15 protein-coding genes are annotated in these 18,263 nt (G+C 69.4%); 3 read left to right on the forward strand and 12 right to left on the reverse strand.

From position 1 onward, the window contains the following. From asnB to O9255_RS07905, 11 genes are all read right to left on the reverse strand, one after another. Entirely contained in the window at positions 1 to 1,854 is a 1,854-nt protein-coding gene (gene asnB, locus O9255_RS07855) for an asparagine synthase (glutamine-hydrolyzing) (RefSeq protein ID WP_297866303.1), read from the reverse strand. Beyond that, positions 1,854 to 2,978: a glycosyltransferase gene (locus O9255_RS07860; protein WP_297866304.1), complete on the reverse strand. Its 1,125-nt coding sequence runs from the start codon at positions 2,976 to 2,978 to the stop codon at positions 1,854 to 1,856. The genes asnB and O9255_RS07860 overlap by 1 nt, the downstream gene beginning before the upstream one ends. After that, positions 2,975 to 4,825 carry an asparagine synthase-related protein gene (locus O9255_RS07865; RefSeq protein WP_297866305.1) on the reverse strand — a complete coding sequence of 617 codons (1,851 nt, stop codon included), beginning with the start codon at positions 4,823 to 4,825 and terminating at the stop codon, positions 2,975 to 2,977. Before O9255_RS07865 ends, O9255_RS07860 begins: the two co-directional genes overlap by 4 nt. After that, a complete protein-coding gene (locus O9255_RS07870) occupies positions 4,822 to 5,946 on the reverse strand; it encodes a glycosyltransferase (RefSeq protein ID WP_297866306.1) in 1,125 nt (374 codons plus the stop codon). Before O9255_RS07870 ends, O9255_RS07865 begins: the two co-directional genes overlap by 4 nt. Next, the gene (locus O9255_RS07875; RefSeq protein WP_297866307.1) at positions 5,936 to 7,198 is read right to left on the reverse strand and encodes a glycosyltransferase; all 1,263 of its coding nucleotides are present in this window, start codon (positions 7,196 to 7,198) and stop codon (positions 5,936 to 5,938) included. The genes O9255_RS07870 and O9255_RS07875 overlap by 11 nt, the downstream gene beginning before the upstream one ends. Further along, positions 7,195 to 8,358: a glycosyltransferase gene (locus O9255_RS07880; RefSeq protein WP_297866308.1), complete on the reverse strand. Its 1,164-nt coding sequence runs from the start codon at positions 8,356 to 8,358 to the stop codon at positions 7,195 to 7,197. Before O9255_RS07880 ends, O9255_RS07875 begins: the two co-directional genes overlap by 4 nt. Next, the gene (locus tag O9255_RS07885; protein ID WP_297866309.1) at positions 8,355 to 9,110 is read right to left on the reverse strand and encodes a polysaccharide deacetylase family protein; all 756 of its coding nucleotides are present in this window, start codon (positions 9,108 to 9,110) and stop codon (positions 8,355 to 8,357) included. The genes O9255_RS07880 and O9255_RS07885 overlap by 4 nt, the downstream gene beginning before the upstream one ends. A 90-nt stretch (positions 9,111 to 9,200) precedes the next feature. Beyond that, positions 9,201 to 10,523 carry a hypothetical protein gene (locus O9255_RS07890; protein ID WP_297866310.1) on the reverse strand — a complete coding sequence of 441 codons (1,323 nt, stop codon included), beginning with the start codon at positions 10,521 to 10,523 and terminating at the stop codon, positions 9,201 to 9,203. A 1-nt stretch (position 10,524) separates the two neighbouring features. Next, positions 10,525 to 11,244, reverse strand: a complete 720-nt coding sequence (locus tag O9255_RS07895) for a CpsD/CapB family tyrosine-protein kinase (RefSeq protein WP_297866311.1) — start codon at positions 11,242 to 11,244, stop codon at positions 10,525 to 10,527. After that, positions 11,244 to 12,785 (reverse strand): XrtA system polysaccharide chain length determinant, encoded by a 1,542-nt coding sequence (locus O9255_RS07900; RefSeq protein WP_297866312.1) that lies wholly within the window; start codon positions 12,783 to 12,785, stop codon positions 11,244 to 11,246. The genes O9255_RS07895 and O9255_RS07900 overlap by 1 nt, the downstream gene beginning before the upstream one ends. An 8-nt stretch (positions 12,786 to 12,793) precedes the next feature. Further along, positions 12,794 to 13,444, reverse strand: a complete 651-nt coding sequence (locus tag O9255_RS07905; protein WP_297866313.1) for an XrtA/PEP-CTERM system exopolysaccharide export protein — start codon at positions 13,442 to 13,444, stop codon at positions 12,794 to 12,796. Positions 13,445 to 13,581: 137 nt separating this feature from the next. Between O9255_RS07905 and O9255_RS07910 the strand changes: the two genes are divergently transcribed. After that, positions 13,582 to 14,211: a J domain-containing protein gene (locus tag O9255_RS07910; protein ID WP_297866314.1), complete on the forward strand. Its 630-nt coding sequence runs from the start codon at positions 13,582 to 13,584 to the stop codon at positions 14,209 to 14,211. A 12-nt stretch (positions 14,212 to 14,223) separates the two neighbouring features. Here the strand turns inward: O9255_RS07910 and O9255_RS07915 are convergent, their stop codons facing one another. After that, positions 14,224 to 15,633, reverse strand: a complete 1,410-nt coding sequence (locus O9255_RS07915; protein WP_297866315.1) for a TIGR03013 family XrtA/PEP-CTERM system glycosyltransferase — start codon at positions 15,631 to 15,633, stop codon at positions 14,224 to 14,226. 198 nt (positions 15,634 to 15,831) lie between these two features. On the opposite strand from O9255_RS07915, the gene O9255_RS07920 reads away from it, so the two are divergent. Both O9255_RS07920 and O9255_RS07925 read left to right on the forward strand, forming a co-directional pair. Continuing rightward, positions 15,832 to 17,112: a nucleotide sugar dehydrogenase gene (locus tag O9255_RS07920; RefSeq protein ID WP_297866316.1), complete on the forward strand. Its 1,281-nt coding sequence runs from the start codon at positions 15,832 to 15,834 to the stop codon at positions 17,110 to 17,112. A gap of 140 nt (positions 17,113 to 17,252) precedes the next feature. Beyond that, entirely contained in the window at positions 17,253 to 18,260 is a 1,008-nt protein-coding gene (locus O9255_RS07925; protein WP_297866317.1) for an NAD-dependent epimerase, read from the forward strand. The last annotated feature ends 3 nt before the right edge of the window (positions 18,261 to 18,263 follow it).

An 18,263-nucleotide genomic window follows, 5' to 3' on the forward strand; every position in this document is an offset into this window, starting at 1 on the left:
TCAGGGCATGTCCATGAAGCGACGCGCCCACAGTTCCAGCACCAGCACCTGCCACAGCGGCTCGGCGTGGTCGGCGCGGCCACTGCGATGCTCGGCGAGCAGTCCGTCCACGATCGCCGGCTGCACCCAGCCCCGTTCGCGGAACGCGCGGCTGGCGAAGACATCGCCGGCCATCGCGCCCAGCTTCGCGCGGAACCACTCCGGCAGAGGGATGGCGAATCCCTGCTTCGGCTTGTCCAGCACGTCGGACGGCAGCCAGCGCCGGGCGACTTCGCGTAACACGTGCTTGCCGCGGCCGCCGCGCACGCGCAAGTGGGCCGGCAGCCGCACCGCGAACTCGACGACTCGATGGTCGAGAAGCGGCGCCCTGCCCTCGATCGAGGCCGCCATCGTCATGCGATCGAGCTTCACGAGGATGTCGTCCAGCAGGTAGCTGCGGATGTCGGCGTCGACGATGCGATCGATCATCGGCCGGGTATCGCCGGGCGGGAACAGCGGATGCAGCGAGGCGTAGCCTTCCGCGCCCGCCGGGCCGAGCAGCGCACGCATCTGCTCGGGCCGCGAGAGCGCCACGCCGCTCAGGTAACTGTCGGGGAACCGCTCGCCGAGGCGCTGACCGACCCGACGCAGGCGTTGGCCGAACAGGCCGGGCACCACGGCGCCAGCAGCGCAGAGCCCGAGCGCCGCAGCACCGCGCAGCGGACCGAGGCGTTCAAGAGCAAGGAACTTCAGGTAGCGCTCGTAACCGGCGAAGGCTTCGTCGCCGCCGTCGCCCGAGAGCACCATCTTCACGTGCGGACGCGCGAGTTCGGAGACGAGGAAGGTCGGCAGCGCCGAGGAATCGGCGAACGGTTCGTCGAGGTGCCAGACCAGCGTCTCGATCAGCTCGGTGGCCTCGGGCTCGACCACCAGTTCATGGTGATCGGTGCCGAGGAGGTCGGCCACGCGCTTCGCACCACTCAACTCGCTGTAGCGGGCTTCCTTGAAGCCGATCGAGAAGGTCTTGACCGGTTGCGTCATCCGCTGCGCCATCAAGGCGACGACGACGCTGGAATCCAATCCGCCACTGAGGAAGGCGCCGAAGGGCACGTCGGCGACAAGGCGATCGTCGACCGCTGCCTGCAAGCGCTCATGCAACTGCTCGACGGCCTCGGCTTCGGTGCGCCGAAACGTCGGGGAGAAATCGAGGGCCCAGTAACGCTCCTCGCGCAGCCGGCCGTCGCGCCAGACGGCGTAGTGCCCGGCGGGAAGCTTGCGGACATCGCGGAAGATGGAGCGCGGGCTCGGCACATAGCCGAAGGCGAAATAGCCTGGCAGCACGCCGGCATCCACCTCGCGGCGGAAGCCCGGAAGTGCCAGCAGCGACTTCAGTTCGCTGGCGAAGCCGATACCGTCGGGCCCATCCCACAGAAACAGCGGCTTCTTGCCCAGCCGGTCGCGAGCCAGCAGCAGCTGGCCGCGGGCGCGGTCCCACAGGGCGAAGGCGAACATGCCCTCCAGCCGCACGACCGCCGCTTCGCCCCAGGCCTCGTAGGCGACGAGGATGACTTCCGAATCCGAATCGGTGCGGAACCGGTGGCCCAAGCCCTGAAGCTCGGCGCGCAGCCGGCGGAAGTTGTAGATCTCGCCGTTGAACACCAGCACCCGTTGGCCGTCGGCGCTGGTCATCGGCTGGTGGCCACCGCCGAGATCGATGATGGCGAGCCGACGCATGCCCAGCAGCACGGCGTCCTCGCGATGCACGCCGCCGTCGTCCGGACCGCGATGCACGATGGCGGCGTTCATCGCTTCGCCGACCCGGGACTCCGGCGCCACGCGGCCCGGCGCCGCGGCAAAACCGACGATGCCGCACATCAGACGGTCTCCCCGGCGTAGAGCGGCATCAGTTGCGCGATGACGGCCGGCACGGAGGCCTTGGCGAGGACGTCGGCACGTGCGGCATCGCCCATGGCACGACGGGCTTGGGGCGTCAGGTCCATCGCCTCGGCGAGCGCGGCGGCGAGGCCCGCGACGTCGTCGACATCGCACAGCCAGCCGTTGCGCCGCGGGATCACCAGGTCCTCGCTGCCGCTGATGCGCGTGGCGATCACGGGAAGGCCCGCGGCCATGTATTCGAGCAGGGTGTTCGAGAGCCCCTCGAAACGCGAAGGCAGGATGCCGACGTCGGCGCTGGCCAGTTCGCGCTCCACCGCATCGCTCGGGCCGGGAAGATCGACGCTGTCGGCGACTCCCAGCGTCGCAGTCAATGCTCGCAACGCCGCATCCTCGCCGCCGCCGCCGACCAGCCGAAGCCGCCAGCCCGGACGGCGGGACGTCGCCCACGCCCTCAATAGGCTGTCGAGCCCTTTCTCCGGGACAAGCCGGCCCACGAAAACGACGGTCGGCGGCGTGTTGCCCGCCTCGGGCCGGGTGATGCCTTCGAACCGCGCGGTCTTGACGCCGTTCGGCAGCCAGTGGATCCGCGAGGGGTCGAAGCCGACGGCTTGCAGGTCGCGCGAGATGCGCGTGCTGATGGCCTGCACGGCCGTGGCCTGCCGCAGCATTCGCCGCGCCAAGGACGCGCCAGGGCCGCCCCGCGGGCGGAGGCAGCCTTTCTCCTGCTCCCACCAGCCGGAGAACTTCACCACCACCGGTTTGCCAAGCAGACGCCCCATCACACTGGCCACGGCGCCCATGTTGTGGGCGATGTGCACGTGGATGGCGTCGTAGCGGTGGCGCCACGCGAAAAGCAGCCACGCCAGGCGAACCATCAACAGCAGGGAACCAATCCAGCGGAGGGGCGGATAACCCACGCGCCACACGTCGAGACCCTCGTGGCGCGAGGCGCCGGACTTCTGCGAACCGTCGAGCCGGGGGACGACGACGGTGACGGAATGGCCGAGGCCGACGAGCGCCTGCGACAGCGTTTCCACCTGGCGCTCGGCACCACCCATGGCCGGGAACTGCCCTTCCAGCAGCATGAGGATCGACAGGCTCACGGCAAGTCGCCTTCGAGGTTGTTGCGCACCCAAAGCTCCAGCACGGCGAGGGACCAGAGGTGGGCCGAGTAGTCCCAGCCCCCGGCCTGATGGCGATTGAACAGGTCGGCGACGTACGCCGGTTCGAACCAGCCACGCTGACGGGTGCGCTCGGACAGCAGCAGGTCGCGCAGCCATTCACGGAACGGCGCACGATCGCGCATCCACACGCTGATCGGCAAGCCAAAGCCCTGTTTCGGCTTCTTGAGGATGGCATCGGGGAGGATGCCCACCGTCGCCTGCTTGAACAGCCGGCGCTTCTCGGTGCCGCTGACCTTCCAGTGCGCCTTCAGGCGACCGGTGTAGGCGACAAGGTCGGCATCGAGGTAGGGGAAGCGGACGGTGACGCCGGCATGCCGGGCCGCGCCGTCCACCTTGACGAGGTCGTTCTGCGCGATGGCCAGCTCAAGGTCGAGCGCCATCAAGCGATGCAATTCGCTGCGCGCGTCGCAACCCGCGTACATCCCACGCAGCAGCTGCAGCGAGAGATCGGCCGTCACCGACGAGCGGAACGAGGCGGTCAGGAGCTCGTCGAAGCACTCCGACGCGAAGGCATCGTCAGTGTAGAACCGGTCCGGGTTCGGCAGGCTGCTGCGACGCGTGAAGTTGTCGATGCGGTTGAGGAAGCGGTTCGAGCCGCCCCCGACAGTGCGGCCGATCGCGCGACCCAGCGTTTTCACCGCGTTCGGCAGCTCGAACCACCGCTGCATGATCATGTCTTTCGAGTAGCGCTCGTTGCCACCGAAGATCTCGTCGCCGCCGTCGCCGGCCACGAGGATCGATCGACCGTCCGCGGCGGCCATAGCCGCGCAGGCCAGCGTCGGAACCGCCGACGCGTTGCCGAAGGGCTGGTCGAACAGCTCCGGAAGGTGCGGCAGGACCGCCAGCGTCTCGGCTTCGTCGATGCTGCCGAAATGCCCTTGCGCCCCGCAGGCCGAGGCGGCGATGCGGGCGAACTCGAGTTCGTCGAAACCGGCTTCGGCGAAGCCGATCGAGAAGCTGTGCACAGCCTCGCCGGGGACCTGTCGCGCGAGCACCGTGGTGATGCTCGAGCTGTCGGTGCCGCCACTGAGGAAGGTGCCCCAGCGCGCCCCGGACACGGGCCTGCAGCGCTGTACGGCGGCCACCAGCCGCTCGCGCAGTCCGTCCGCGAGTGTCGCGGCGTCGCCATCGAGGTCTTCGGCGTACGTCGGGCGCCACCAACGTTCCACGCGCCCCTGCCCGGCCCGCCAGCGCAGCAGGCTGGCAGGCGGAAGCCGCTGAACGTCGGCGACGATGGTGAGCGGCGCCGGAATGCAGGCGAAATTGAGGAAATGGAACACCGCCGCCGGATCGGCGCGGCGCGCCACCCAAGGCGCGCGCAGCAGCGGCTTCAGGTGCGAGGCCACCAGCAGCTGCTCGCCCTTGGCGGTGTGGAACAGCGGCACGGTGCCGAAGTGATCGACCACCGCGCACCACTCACCGGACGCGCGATCGTGGCGGACGAAGGCGAAGCGCCCGCGCCAGTCCATCCACGGCCGGAGATCAACGCCCTGCAGGGCGTCGTCGGCCCGGCCAACCAGCAGGTCGAACACCCCGACGACCGTGATGTCCCCGTCCTGCAATACCCGCACGCAGCCTTCGCCAAAACCGTGGATGGCCCCGGCGCCTTCGAGCGATGCCAAGCCGAAAGCCACGGCCTCCACGCCGGCGCCCTGCCCCACCAGCCAACGGGCGACCGTCGGACCGGGCGCGACGCGAACGTCGAGAACGCCGTTGAGCGCCTGGGTCGGGGCGTCGGCCGTCGCCGCCAGCGCGGTCGCGCTCATGCCGCCACCTTCCCGCCGACAATGCAGCGGTCGTAGATGCGCGCGGTGTGCTCCACCATGGCGCCCAAGGTGAAGCGCGCCTCCGCCTGCGCGCGCGCCGCCGAGGCGAGGCGACGCCGCTCCTCGGCGTCGTCGGCCAGCGCCGCGATCGTGGCCGCCAGCGCCGCAGCGTCGTCGCTGGGCAGCAGGCGCCCGGTGACGCGATCGTCGATCAGTTCCGGGCTACCACCCACGGCCGTGGCGATCACCGGCAGGCCACTGGCCATGGCTTCGAGCAGCACGTTGGAAAGGCCCTCTTCGCGGGACGGCAGCACCAGCAGGTCGGCGGCGTGCATCAGGCGACGGATGTCGCTACGTTCGCCGAGAAGGCGCACGACCTCGCCGAGCCCGTGCCGCGTGATCTCCGCCTCGACACGGCCGCGCTCCGGGCCCTCGCCCGCCAGCCACACCCGAGGGCGTCGCGACGGTGCCATCCGGGCGACGGCGTCGATCAGCAGCGGAAGGTTTTTCTCCGGCACCAGACGACCGACGAAGAGCAGCAGCGTGTCGTCATGGGGCAGGCCGAGGTCGCGCCTGGCCGTGGCGCGGTCCGTCGCGTCCGGCAGCGGCGGGAGTTCGAGCCCGTTCGGCACGATGTCGATGCCATGGACGGGAACCGCGCAGCGTCGAGCCACCAGCTCAGCACCCGCCCGTGTGTTGGAGATCACCGCCGACGAGCCTTGAACGATCCAGCGCTTGGCGCGCCAGTGCCAGTCCGGGCCCGTGAGTCCGAGGCCGCGCACCGAGCTCACCAAACGCAGGCCCGGCACGAAAGGCAGGACTAGGCGCACCCAGAGTTCGGCCGTGATCGAAAACGCGTGCACGACGTCGAAACGGCCCGCGCGAAGGAAGCGCTGCAGGCGCACCACGAAGGCCGGATCGATGGCGCCGCGCTTGTCGATGCGATGCACCGGCACGCCATCGCTCTCGAGGGCGTCGACGAGGTGGGAGCGCTCGCGGAAATACAGCAGTTCGGCATGGCGGCCGCGGGCATGCAAACCGCGCAGCAGGTGCACGATCTGACGCTGGCTACCGCCCACTTCCATTTCGTCGGTGACGACCAGCACCCGCTCAGCGCGCATGGACGAGCCCCTCCGGCGCGGCGCAGCGGACGCCGATCTGCGCCAACAGCCGGTCGGCCTCGTGGCGGGCGTCGAACTCGGCGGCAACGAGCGCACGCGCGGCAAGGCCGAGGCGATGGCGCAAGGCTTCGTCGCCGAGCAGTCGCTGCAGGGCGTCCGCCAGCGCGCGGGCGTCGCCCGGCGGCACGACGAGGCCGTTGCGCTCGTGGTGCACCAGCTCCGGGATGCCCGAGACCTGGGTGCTGACGACCGCACCGGCGGTCGCCATGGCTTCCATCAGCGCCACCGGGATGCCGTCCTGGTTGCCCTCCGGCGTCGTCACGCTGGGCATCACGAAGACGGTGGCGTCGTTCAGCGCTGCGCGCACGGCTTCCTGTGGCTTGGCGCCGACCAACGCCACGCGGTCGGCGACGTTTTCCGCGGCGATCTGCGCCTCCAGCTCGCGACGCTGCGGGCCCTCACCGATGACGGTGCAGCGGAAGGGGACGCCGCGTCGCTTCAGCAGGCCCAGCGCGGGAATCAATGTGTCGAAGCCCTTGATCGGGTCGAGTCGGCCGACCGTGACGAGATGGTCGTCGGCGCGGGCATCGAGGTTCTCCGGAAGCTCGGCGAAATCGACGCCGCAATGCACGACCTGCAGGCGCTCGCCAAGCTGCTCCGCGCCCCAGCGGGCGAGGTAGCGCACGTTGTAGCGGGAAATCGTCACGGCCAACGCCGCATCGGCAAGCTTCGGTGCGACCAGCTGGTCCTCGACGAAGATGTCGTGCGCGTGCGCGGTGAAGGAGAACGGCACGCCGGTGAGTTTCGAAAGCGCCCAAGCGACGGTCGACGGGTACGTGGCCCAGTGCGCATGCAGCCACTGCGGGTCGAAGCGGCGGATGGCCGGCAGCGCGGCAAGGCCGCGCCACACCGCGATGGCGCTCTTGCCGAGGGCGGCAGGCTGCTTCCACAGGCCCAGCAGCAGTTGCGCGGCGACGACGAGCACGGCGATGGGGTGGCGAAGCACCTCGAGGAACACGGTCGGCAGCTCGGCCAGCGGATGGCGCGGGCCGATGACCCGGTCCATCAGGGCTTCGGCGCGCTTCTGCACCAGACTCTCGGACGGGGGCTTCAAGGAAAGGATGCGGACATCGACGCCGCGCTCCACGAAGCGCTCGATCTCGCGGACGATGAAGGTCTCGGACCAGCAGGGAAACAGCGACACGAGATAGAGGACGCGGTCGGGCGTCGGCGTGGAGCGACTCACGGTCATGGGGGGCTCGGGGGGATGACGGACGGCGCCGCGGCCCAGAGATGGGCGTCGCGGCTGCGAAGAAAATCGATGAAGCCCAGCACGGCGTAGGCGTTCATTTCGAGGAAGGCGGAGGCGAGCTTCACCGGCAGCAGCGCCCGCAGCGCCGGCCACTGGAAGCCGGCTAGGGCGAGGGCGTAAGCGGCGCACTGCGCGGCGAACAGCGCGATCGCTAGGGTGCCCTGCCCCAGCAGCGCCGCGTTCGCGACGAAGGCACCGAGCAGGAACAGCGGAGCGACGAGGCGCAGCAGCTTGTGGTGGATGAAGCGCCACGCCAGCGGATGCCGGCCCGGGATCGCGATGGCGGACCAGCGGGCAAGCAGCTGCCAGTTGCCGGAGAGCGTGCGGCGCTTGCGCGCGGATTCCACCGCGGCGCTGGCGGAAGCGCGGTCGAACGCGACCGCGGCGGGCTGGAGACCGATCCGCCCACCGTTTGCGGCAATGCGCATCGGCACCCAGACATCGTCGAGCACCAATCCCGGCGGCGGCACCGGCATGTCCTGCCGGCGAACGGCATACAGCGCACCACTCACGCCGACCACCGAGCCGGAGGCGGCTTCCGCTCGGCGGATCGCGGTTTCGTACTTCCAATAGGCATCGACCGCCTGCGCATAGCCGCCGGCATCCTCGAGCCTTAGCTGCCCGCTGACCGCAGCGAGTTCGCCACTGGCCAAGGCATCGCAGAGCGCCTGCACGCTGCCCGGCGCCAACCGCTGGCGCACGTCGGTGAACAGCAGGACGTCGCCGCGGGCGCGGGCGATTGCATCGGCGAGGCAGGCGGTCTTGCCGCGACGCACCGCGGCATCGACGGCCACCAAGCGATCCCCGGCCCGTTCGCGCAGGCGGGCACCGGTGCCGTCGGTGGAGCCATCGGACACCACGACGAGGTCCAGCCGATCCGCCGGATAGTCATGGGCCAGCAGGCCGTCGATCTTGGCGTCGAGGTGGGCCATGCCGTTGTGCACGGCCATGCAGACCGTGACGTGCGGTTGCCAGTGGCGCGGTGTCACCGACCGCGGCTTCAGGCGCGCCAGCGCCAGCAACCACACGGGGTAGCCGACATACGTCCACCCGAGCACGAGCAAACAGCCCACGAGCACGGCCCAAGCCGCGACGATCACGCCGTCGCTCCCAGCGCCCGGCCGCGCCAACGCTCGTAACGCTGATCGCCCAGCACCGCCTTCGCGGTGGCGAGAACCCGATGCCGCATCCGCAGGCGACGCAGCGCGGCCGGGCCGCCCGTGGCCCAGGTCGAGACGGTGTCCACGGCATGCCCGGCGGTCACCGCAACGCGCGGCAGCGGCCGGGAGAGATCGCGCTCTTCGACCAGCCCCGGCGTCGAATCCAGCACCGCGCGATAACCGAGCGAACGAGCGAGCGGTACGAGGCCGCGTGGCACACGTCCGCCGGGCGGTGCCAGCAAGGTCACAGGTTGGCCGAGGCCCTGTTCCAACTGGTCCTTGGAGACGCGCAGTTCCTCGCGCAGGGCTGCCGCGTCGAGGTGCGTGAAGTAGGCGTGCGTGTGGCCATGCGACTGCAGGCTCATGCCCGCGACCGCCATCTGGCGCAGCTCAGCCCACCCCATGAATCCCGGTCGCCCGACCCGCGCCGGCGTGATGAAGAAATCGGCCTTCAGGCTGCGCTCGGCGAGCAACGGCAGGGCTTCGAGCGCATTGCTGGCGTCGCCATCGTCGAAGGTCAACCAGACCGGTTGAGGCGAAGTGGTGTCATCGAGCAGGTCGCGCGCTGCGCCCAGCGTGCAGCCCGCGGCGCGCAGGGCATCCAGCATCGCGGCGAAGCGCGTGGCATCGACCGTGTAATGCGCGTCCGCGGCATAGCCGAGGGGGCGCCCACGCCGGGCCGCCGAGCCCACGGCACACCGGGCGGGGGGCCGGGGCCGCCCCGGGGCCCCCCGCCCGGGGCCCCTCGACGCCATGGAACATCAGGGCGAGCGCCGGAGGCATCAACGCACCAGGTTGAAGGTGACCAGCGCGCGGTTGTCGTCGAACACCTGCTGCGCCTCGGTGCTGCTGCGTTCGCCATGGCTGAGCTCGAAGCTCAGGCCGGTGCGCCGCGAGGTCCGCCAGTTCGCGACGAGGGCAATGCGCGAATCGCGGTCGCGGCGCTCGATCGCGCCGAAACGCCGCCACTCCACGCCCGCTTGCGCGCCGAGCGAGAACGTCGCCCGTACCTGGCGATTGGCCGAGACCACGAAGCCACGAATGGTCTGGTCGAGGCCCGTGGCGCGCAGGTACTCCTGGCGACGCCAGCGGCCATCGACGCGGAAATAGGTGGCCTCGGAGCGATGCGAGACGCCAAGGCGCGCCCCGGTCTCCTCGAAGAGATCCGGCGAGAGCGTGGAATCGCTCAGCACCGCACGCCCGATCGGCAGCGTGTAGTCGGCCGCGCGAGGAGCGCCGTCGAGGAGATCCTGCACGCTGTCGCCGAAGCCGCGCTGCAGATCCGCCTCCAGGCGGGTGATTTCGGTCAGGGCGTACGCCAAGCGAACACGGGCCAACGGAGATGATTGCTTCCGCGCCAATCCGGCCACCACGTCATCGAAGCGCACCTGGCTGTAGCCGACGTCGGCATTCCACTCGCCGCGGGCGCCCATGCGCGCATAGCGGACGAAGGCGTTGTCGCGGCGATAGTCCGGTGCGACTCCCGCGCGATCGAACTGGGCGTCGACACTCTCGAACTCCGCCGAGAGGGCCGTGAGCGGGCTGCGCTGGTAAAGCAGCCGTGCGGCGGCGGCGGCACGTTGCCCGTCGAACTCCGGCGTGCGTTCCGCGCCGGTGTCCATGAAGCGCAGTTCGCCGAGCAGCCGCACGTTGGTCGAGGGCCGGACGGCCAGCGTCGGGCCGGTCACCAGCACTTGGGTGCGCTGGCGGTTGTCCGGGGCATCGACGCCGAAGGGATTCACCGGCTGGTCGGTGATGACCGACTGCAAGGCCCACGAAAGGCGCTCCGGTGCGAGCACCCAGCGACCGGTCAGGCCGATCTGCTGGAGCGTCTCGTTGTCGAAGCGACCCTGCTGGTAGCGACGGTAGGACGCGCTGCCCGCGGCTTCGAGTTCGCCGCGTGCGCCTTCCTTCAGGTAAGCGAACGCCAAGCTTGGCTCGACCACCGTCTCGGACACGGCGACCGGCCGGCGGGCCATGTTGTCGCTGTGCTCGACCGAAAGGCCGAGGCGCCAGTTGAGGCCGTCGGGTGCCGCCTGGGCCTGGGCGCCCGCCGCCGCGACGAGACCCACCACGCCAAGCGTGTTGCGAAGGAGCGTGGTCATGTCAGGGCACCTTGTTGAAGACGACGCCGGCGAGGCGGCTGGGATCGAAAACGGCGCTGGCATCGCTGACGGCAGCCGCGGTGTCGCGGCCATAGCCCGCGACCAGTACGGCGAGATCGGCGAAATCCGATGCGATGCGCGCATCGGGCGCACTGCTGACGGCCGCCGCATCGAGCACGACGGTGACGCGCTCACCGGAATTGCGCAGGTCCTCGATGGCCTGGCGCATGCGCGCCGACGCGAGCAGTTCGCCGGATGCCTCGCGACGCTCACCGGCGGGCACCAGCAGCAGGCGCGGCAGGGCCGTCGGGTAGACCACGTCGCGCAGATCGTCGACGCGTCCTTCCAGCAGGTCGACGAGGCCGCCGCGCTCGGGCGTCACGCCGAGGCGCTCATGCAGTATTGGCGCGCGCAGGTTGCCGTCGACCAGGATGGCGACCCGGCTCTCGTCGAGGGCGATCGCCGCCGCGAGGTTGGTGGCGACGAAACTGCCACCACTGCCGCGCCGGACCGGAGCCACGAGGATCACGAGGCCATCGGTCCGGGACCGCGACAGCAGCTGGGTGCGCAGGTCGCGGAAGGCATCCGCAGGCCGCGGGTCGCCCATGTCGTGGCCCACCAACCGGCGGGCCTGCCGTTGCGCGAGATTGAAGGGAGCCGGCACGGCCATGTCGGCCATGAGCGCCTGCAGCATGCCGCGTCCGGTGGTCAGCGCGTTCATCAGGCGAAACTCCCTTTCTGGATGGCGACCGCGAGATAGATGGCGAGGCAAGCGACGACCACGCCACCGCCCATCGCCCAACGCAGCGTGTCGCGCCGACGATCGGCCGCGGTGCTGAACTCGGGGATGCTCACCAGCACAGGCAACGGTTGCTGGTTGGCCAGCGCGGTGGCGCTGCGCGGACGCGGGTCGTAGAACAGGTACAGGCCCAGGAGGCCCAGCGGCGCCAGCAGACCCAGCACGAGGCCGGCGAGGGCGAAATGCATCAGGCGGAGGCCGCTGGGCTGCAGCGGCAACGCGGCCGGCTCCTGCACGCGGAAGGTGAGGCCGCGCTTCTCGGCGTCGAGGTTCATCGAGACGCGGGCGTTCTCGCGGCGACGCAGCAAGTCCTGGTAGATGTCGCGGTTGACCTCGTAATCGCGGGTCAGTTCGGCGAGATCGGCTTCGGAATCCGCCACCCGACGCCCGCGCTCCAGCTCCTGCCTCAACAGGGCCTCGTTCTCGGTGATGCGCGCGGCGAGGCCTGCGGCATCGCTGCGTGCGCGGGCGAGGTCGGAGCGCAGCTCCTGGTACAGCGGGTTGCGCATGGCCGCGGCCTCGTCGCGCTCGCCATTGCGCTCGCTCGCGCGGGCCTCGACGATCGCGTCCTGCAGGTCGTCGATCTGGTGGCGGAGACGGACCACATCGGGGTACTCGTCGGTGTACTCGAGCCGCAGGCGGTCGAGCTGCCCCTGCAATTCGGCGAGACGGATCTGCATCTCGCCGGAGCGGGTGCGGGCGCCGCTCACTTCCGCTTCGCCACTGAGCTGGCCCAGCACCGAGGATTCACGCATGCGCAGCTCGGACAGGGCCGTGCGCGCCTGCTCGATGCTGGTACGCAGCCCGGCGATGCGCGTGCGCACATCCGTGTCGCTGCCTGGGCCGGCATCCTGGTTGCCTGCGCGAAACTCCTTCAGCCGGTCTTCGGCATCGGTGAGCTTCGCGTGGTACTCGCGGACCTGGGAGTCGATGAATTCGTAGGCTTCGCGGCTTTCGCGCTCCTTCGCGGCCAGGCTCTCCTCCATGAAGAGTTCGGCGAAGCGCTGCGCGACCTTGAAGGCGCGCTCGGGCTCCTTGTCGGTGTAGGTGATCTCGATCAGGTTCGCCCCGGGGCTGGACACCCGCGTGCGCTGCTTGATCTGCTCGGCCGCCCGCTCCCGGGCGATCGGGTCCTCGAGCTCCTCGGTCCAGCCGCCAGCGGCGAGGATCTCGCCCATCACCTTGCGGCTGAAGATCACCTCGCGGGCGATCCGGGCGCGATCGGCGACGCCGGTGGGCACCGCGCGGCCTTCCATGAGGGGCGTGATGATGTTGGCCTCACCGGCCAGGATCGTCGTGCCGGAGACGTACTTCTTCGGCACCAGCAGCCCCACCATCAGGGCGAGCAGCGCCACCGCGGCGAAGCCGAGGCACAGGCCGAACACGCGCCGGCGCAGCTCCGCCAGCAGCACCGGCAGGAGGTGCAGCCATTCCGGCTGACGGGTGGGTCCTTCCAGGAGCATCGGTTGGTTCACAGCGCGCGCTCCGGCACGGTGATGACGTCGCCAGGGCGGACGTCGAGGTTGGATTCCAGCTTGCCGCCGTCGAGGATGTCGCCGAGGCGGATGTCGCGCGTTTCCACGGCACCATCGGCGTCGCGACGGTGCAGGCGCGAACGGTTGGCGGCGGCGAAGTCGGTGACGCCGCCGGCCTGCAGCACCGCGTCGAGCACGGTCATGCCCTGCCGGTAGGGCACGGACACAGGCTGGCGCACCGCACCGGTCACACGGACCCGCGAAATGAACTCATGGCTGCGGAGGTCGACGAGGATCACCGCCACCTTGGGATCGCGCACGTAGGTGGCCAGCTGCTTCTCGATGTCCGCGGCCACTTCCTGCGGAGCCCGTCCACCGGCCATCACGTCGCCGACCAGGGGGACGGAGATGCGTCCATCCGGGCGCACGGGCACGGTGACGCTCAGCTCGGGGTTACGCCATACCGAGACCTGCAGGCGGTCATCGACGCCGATCCGATACAGATCGGAAAACTCTCCGGAAGCGGCTTCGGCTGGCGGAGTTGGGGAGGCCGGGGCGGCGTCCTCTCGTTCGGTCTGCGCCCATGCCATCGACGCCATCAGGAAGACGGCGAGAACGAATAGGGTTCTGGCGGCTTGGATCAACATGGGATGCCCTGCTCCTTGGGCGTCCGGGGGGCAACAGGACTGCTTCCGGGCGCACTGTCGTGTGTGGGGGTGGAGTGATGATACGCTGCTTCCGCATGATTCTGAGAATCAGGTCACACTTTTTAACCTGACGCGCCGTGCCCGATCCCTCCAGCCCGCTCGATGACCTGACCCGCCTGGGCCTGCCCGCCGGTGCGCCGATTGACGCCCTCAAGCCCGCTTGGCGCCGGGCGGTATCGGCCCTGCATCCAGACCGCAACGGGCCGCAGGCGGACCGGGAGCTGGCCGAAGTGAACGCGGCCTTCCAGCGCCTGCAGGCCTTCGAGCGGCGGCATGGCCGCCTGCCCGGGCACCGGGATGCCCCGCCGCGCCCCTCACCATCGTCGCGGCGTGGCTCGCCGCGCTGGATGGTCGGCAGCCTGGCGATCGCCGCCGCCGCCCTCATCCTCTGGCCGCAGTCCCATCCTGGCGACGGCCCGAATCGTCCCGGCGACGAGGGCGCCATGGATGAATCAGCCCCCCCTCCCGCCGTCGCTTCGTACCCGGCCAGCATCGGCCTCCCGCCGGATCGCCTGGAGGTTGGCCTTGCCCCGGAAGCGGTGGAGCGCGTCGCCGGCCCTCCCCTGTTCCGGTCGGCCGAGCGCTGGGAGTACGGCCCGTCCGAGGTCCGCTTCACCGACGGGAAAGTGTCCGGCTGGTACAGCTCGGCACTTCGCCCGCTACCGGTCGGCGACACCCCGAGTTTCCCGGCACCCAACCACCACTGAGCGGCATCGCGCTCAGCGCGCCCCCTTGCCGAACAGGACCACCTCGACCGTCTGCAGCAGCACCAGCAGATCGAACATCAGGCTCTGGTTCTTGACGTAGTACAGGTCGTACTTGAGCTTCTCCTCCGCATCCTTGACCGAGGCCCCGTAGGCGTAGCGCAGCTGCGCCCAGCCCGTGATCCCGGGCTTCACCGCGTGGCGCAGCCCGTAGTAGGGAATCTCGCGCTCGAGCTGCTCGACGAAGGTCGGGCGCTCCGGCCGCGGCCCGACGAAACTCATCTCGCCGCGCAGCACGTTCAGGACCTGCGGCAGTTCGTCGATGCGCAGCTTGCGGATGACCCGGCCGACGCGCGTCACGCGGTCGTCGTTCGAGGTCGCCCAGCGCGCCACGCCGTCGCGCTCGGCATCGGTGCGCATGCTGCGGAACTTGATGACGCGGAAGGTCTCGCCGCCCTCGCCGACCCGCTCCTGCAGGTAGAAGATCGGGCCGCCCAAGCCGCTCTCGAACTTGATCAGCACGGCGGTCAGCAGCATCAGCGGCATCGCGAGGAGCAGCAGCAGCGAGGAGGAGGCGATGTCGAACACGCGCTTGCTGGCGGAACGCGCGACGCTGCGGTCGAAGCCGGCATCGAACACGATCCAGGACGGGCTGAGCGCGTTGATGTGGGCGCGGCCGGTCTGGTTCTCGAGGAAGGTGTGCAGGTCGTTGACGTGGACGCCGCGCAGGCGGCAGGCCATCAGTTCGTCGAGCGGCAGGCTGCCACGGCGGCAGTCCGGCGCCACGACGATCTCGTCCACGCCCAGCAGGTCGACCATCGCCGGCAGCCCCTCGCTGGGGCTCAGACGCAACTCGGCAGGCACCCGCTCGGCATCGCCCTGCACCGGCACGTACCCCACGATGCCGAAGGTGCGGCGATCGCTGTCGCGCCGCAGGCGCGAATGGATCAGGTCGGCCTTTTCGCCCACGCCGAGCACCAGCACCTGGCGGCGGAGGAGCTCGCCCTGGCCCACGCGCAGGGCAAAGGCCCGTGCCACCATCACGCCCGCGAAACCGAACCCGAGGGCCAGCACCATGACACCGCGCCCGATATCATCGACCGGCGTGAGGTACTGCAGCGCCATCAAAGTCAGGCCGCCGGCAAAGAAGGCCACCAGCGCGCGGACGACGTGGCCGCTCCAACCGTCGCGACTGTGGGTGGCGTAGAGGCCCATCGAGGTCATCGCCAGCATGAGCACGCCGGCGAACACCAGGCCACGCAGCACCGTGCTGCCGCCGAAGGCCTGGTCGATCAGGTCGAAGTCGCCGAAGAAGCGGACCAGGACGGCCGCCTCGAAGGCCAGGAACAGGGCGACGAATTCGGCGGAGGCGAGGAAAAGAATCCAGCGGCGAGCGGGATGAAGGGCGTCCGAGATGGAGCGCATGTGAATTCCTGCAAATGCATTGGGGGGCTTCCGGAGGTGTCGGGGGCCATCGAAAGCCCGCCACTGCTGGCGGCGTGCCCTTCGTGAGGTCCGGAATCGTCGCTTTGGGATCACGATGGCGTGTAGCCAAGGTGAAGTCCATCACAGGTACTATGAGAACCCGGTCACATTGCAGACACAAGTCCATTCCCCCCAGCTATGACAAACCCTGACAGTCTTCACATCGGAATCATCGGCCTGGGCTACGTCGGCCTGCCGCTCGCGGTGGAATTCGGCAAGCAGTTGCCCACCACCGGCTTCGACATCAACGCCGCGCGCGTCGCCGAACTCAAGGGTGGCCACGACCACACTCTTGAAGTGGACGCCGATGAACTCGCTTCAGCGAAGTTCCTGAAGTATTCGACGGCGTTGGCGGATCTTGAGTCCGTCAACGTCTACATCGTCACCGTGCCCACGCCGATCGACCAGGCCCGCCGGCCGGATTTCGGCCCGCTGCTCTCGGCCAGTCGCACGGTGGGCAAGACCCTGCGCAAGGGCGACATCGTGGTGTTCGAATCGACCGTGTATCCGGGCGCGACCGAGGAGGTCTGCGTGCCGGTGATCGAGCGCGAATCGGACCTGACCTACAACGTCGACTTCTTCTGCGGCTACAGCCCCGAGCGCATCAACCCCGGCGACAAGCAGCACCGCCTGCCGGACATCGTGAAGGTGACCTCGGGCTCCACCCCGGAGATCGCCGACCGGGTCGACGCCCTCTACCGCCGCGTCATCCGTGCCGGCACCCACAAGGCCTCGAGCATCCGCGTGGCGGAAGCGGCCAAGGTGATCGAGAACACCCAGCGCGACCTCAACATCGCACTGATGAACGAGTTGGCGAAGATCTTCTCGCGCCTGGGTATCGACACCTTGGAGGTGCTCGAAGCCGCCGGGACGAAGTGGAACTTCCTCCCCTTCCGCCCCGGCCTCGTGGGCGGCCACTGCATCGGCGTGGACCCGTACTACCTCACCCACAAGGCGCAGGAGATCGGCTACCACCCGGAGGTGATCCTTGCCGGCCGCCGCACCAACGACGGCATGGGCCCGCACGTGGCCCATCGCGTGGTGAAACTGATGAGCCAGAAGGGCCTGCACGTGGTCGGCGCCAAGGTGCTGGTGCTCGGCCTGACGTTCAAGGAGAACTGCCCGGACCTGCGCAACACGCGGGTCACCGACGTGATCGCTGAACTGGCCGGCTTCAACATGGCCGTCGACGTCTACGACCCCTGGGTGAGCGTGGACGAGGCCAAGCACGAGTACGACTTGGACCTGCTCCGTGAAGCGCCGAAGGCGGGTGACTACGACGCCGTCGTACTGGCCGTCTCGCACCGGCAGTTCCAGGCCATGGGCCCGGCGGCGATCCGCGGCCTGTGCAAGCCCGACGGCGTGTTGTTCGACGTGAAGAGTGCCCTGCCCTACGGCACGGCGGACGGCCGGCTCTGAGGCAGCCCGGGCGCTCCTCGGCCCAGAGTCTGTCAAAAAGTGTGATGGAGTAGTCAAAAATCCAGCCGGGCGCGGTATCGTGTCAAGACTGGATGAATCCCCCCTTCCGGGCCGCATGACGCGGCCTCTTGGAGTTTCCGATGCGTGTCCTCATCACCGGCGCTGCCGGCTTCATCGGCTCGACGCTGGCCCATCGCCTGCTGGACCGCGGCGACGAGGTCCTCGGCTACGACAACCTCAACGACTACTACGACGTCCGCCTGAAGCAGGCCCGGCTCGACCGGCTGACGCCGCGTGCCGGCTTCTCGTTCGTGAAGGCCTCGCTGGAGGACCGCGAGGCCCTCGATGCCGCGTTCGATGCGTTCAAGCCGCAGCGGGTCGTCAACCTCGCCGCCCAGGCTGGCGTCCGCTACTCGCTGGAAAACCCGCGCGCCTACATCGACGCCAACATCGTGGGCTTCCTGAACGTGCTGGAAGCCTGCCGCCACAAGGGCGTCGAGCACCTCGTCTACGCGTCGTCGAGTTCCGTCTACGGCAGCAACCGCAAGCTCCCGTTCGCCGTCGAAGACAGCGTCGACCACCCGGTCAGCCTCTACGCCGCCAGCAAGAAGGCCAATGAGCTGATGGCGCACACCTACAGCCATCTGTTCCGGCTGCCGACGACCGGCCTGCGCTTCTTCACGGTGTATGGCCCGTGGGGCCGCCCGGACATGGCGCTGTTCCTGTTCACGAAGAAGATCCTCGCCGGCGAGCCGATCGACGTCTTCAACTTCGGCAAGCACACGCGCGACTTCACCTACATCGACGACATCGTCGAGGGCGTCATCCGCACGCTGGACCGCGTTCCGGGGCCGGATGCCGGCTTCGATCCGCTCGCCCCCACCCCGGCCACCAGCGCGGCGCCCTACCGCGTCTACAACATCGGCAACCACACGCCGGTGCAGCTCTCGCGCTACATCGAGCTGATCGAGGAAGCGACGGGCAAGAAAGCCATCAAGAACCTGCTGCCGCTCCAACCCGGCGACGTGCCCGACACGGAAGCCGAAGTCTCGGCGCTGATGCGGGACACCGGCTACGCCCCGGAAACGCCGGTCGAAGTCGGGGTGAAGCGCTTCGTCGAGTGGTACCGCGGGCACTACGGGGTCTGATCC

Source organism: Silanimonas sp. (genome assembly GCF_027530345.1).
Taxonomy (GTDB): Bacteria; Pseudomonadota; Gammaproteobacteria; order Xanthomonadales; family Xanthomonadaceae; genus Silanimonas.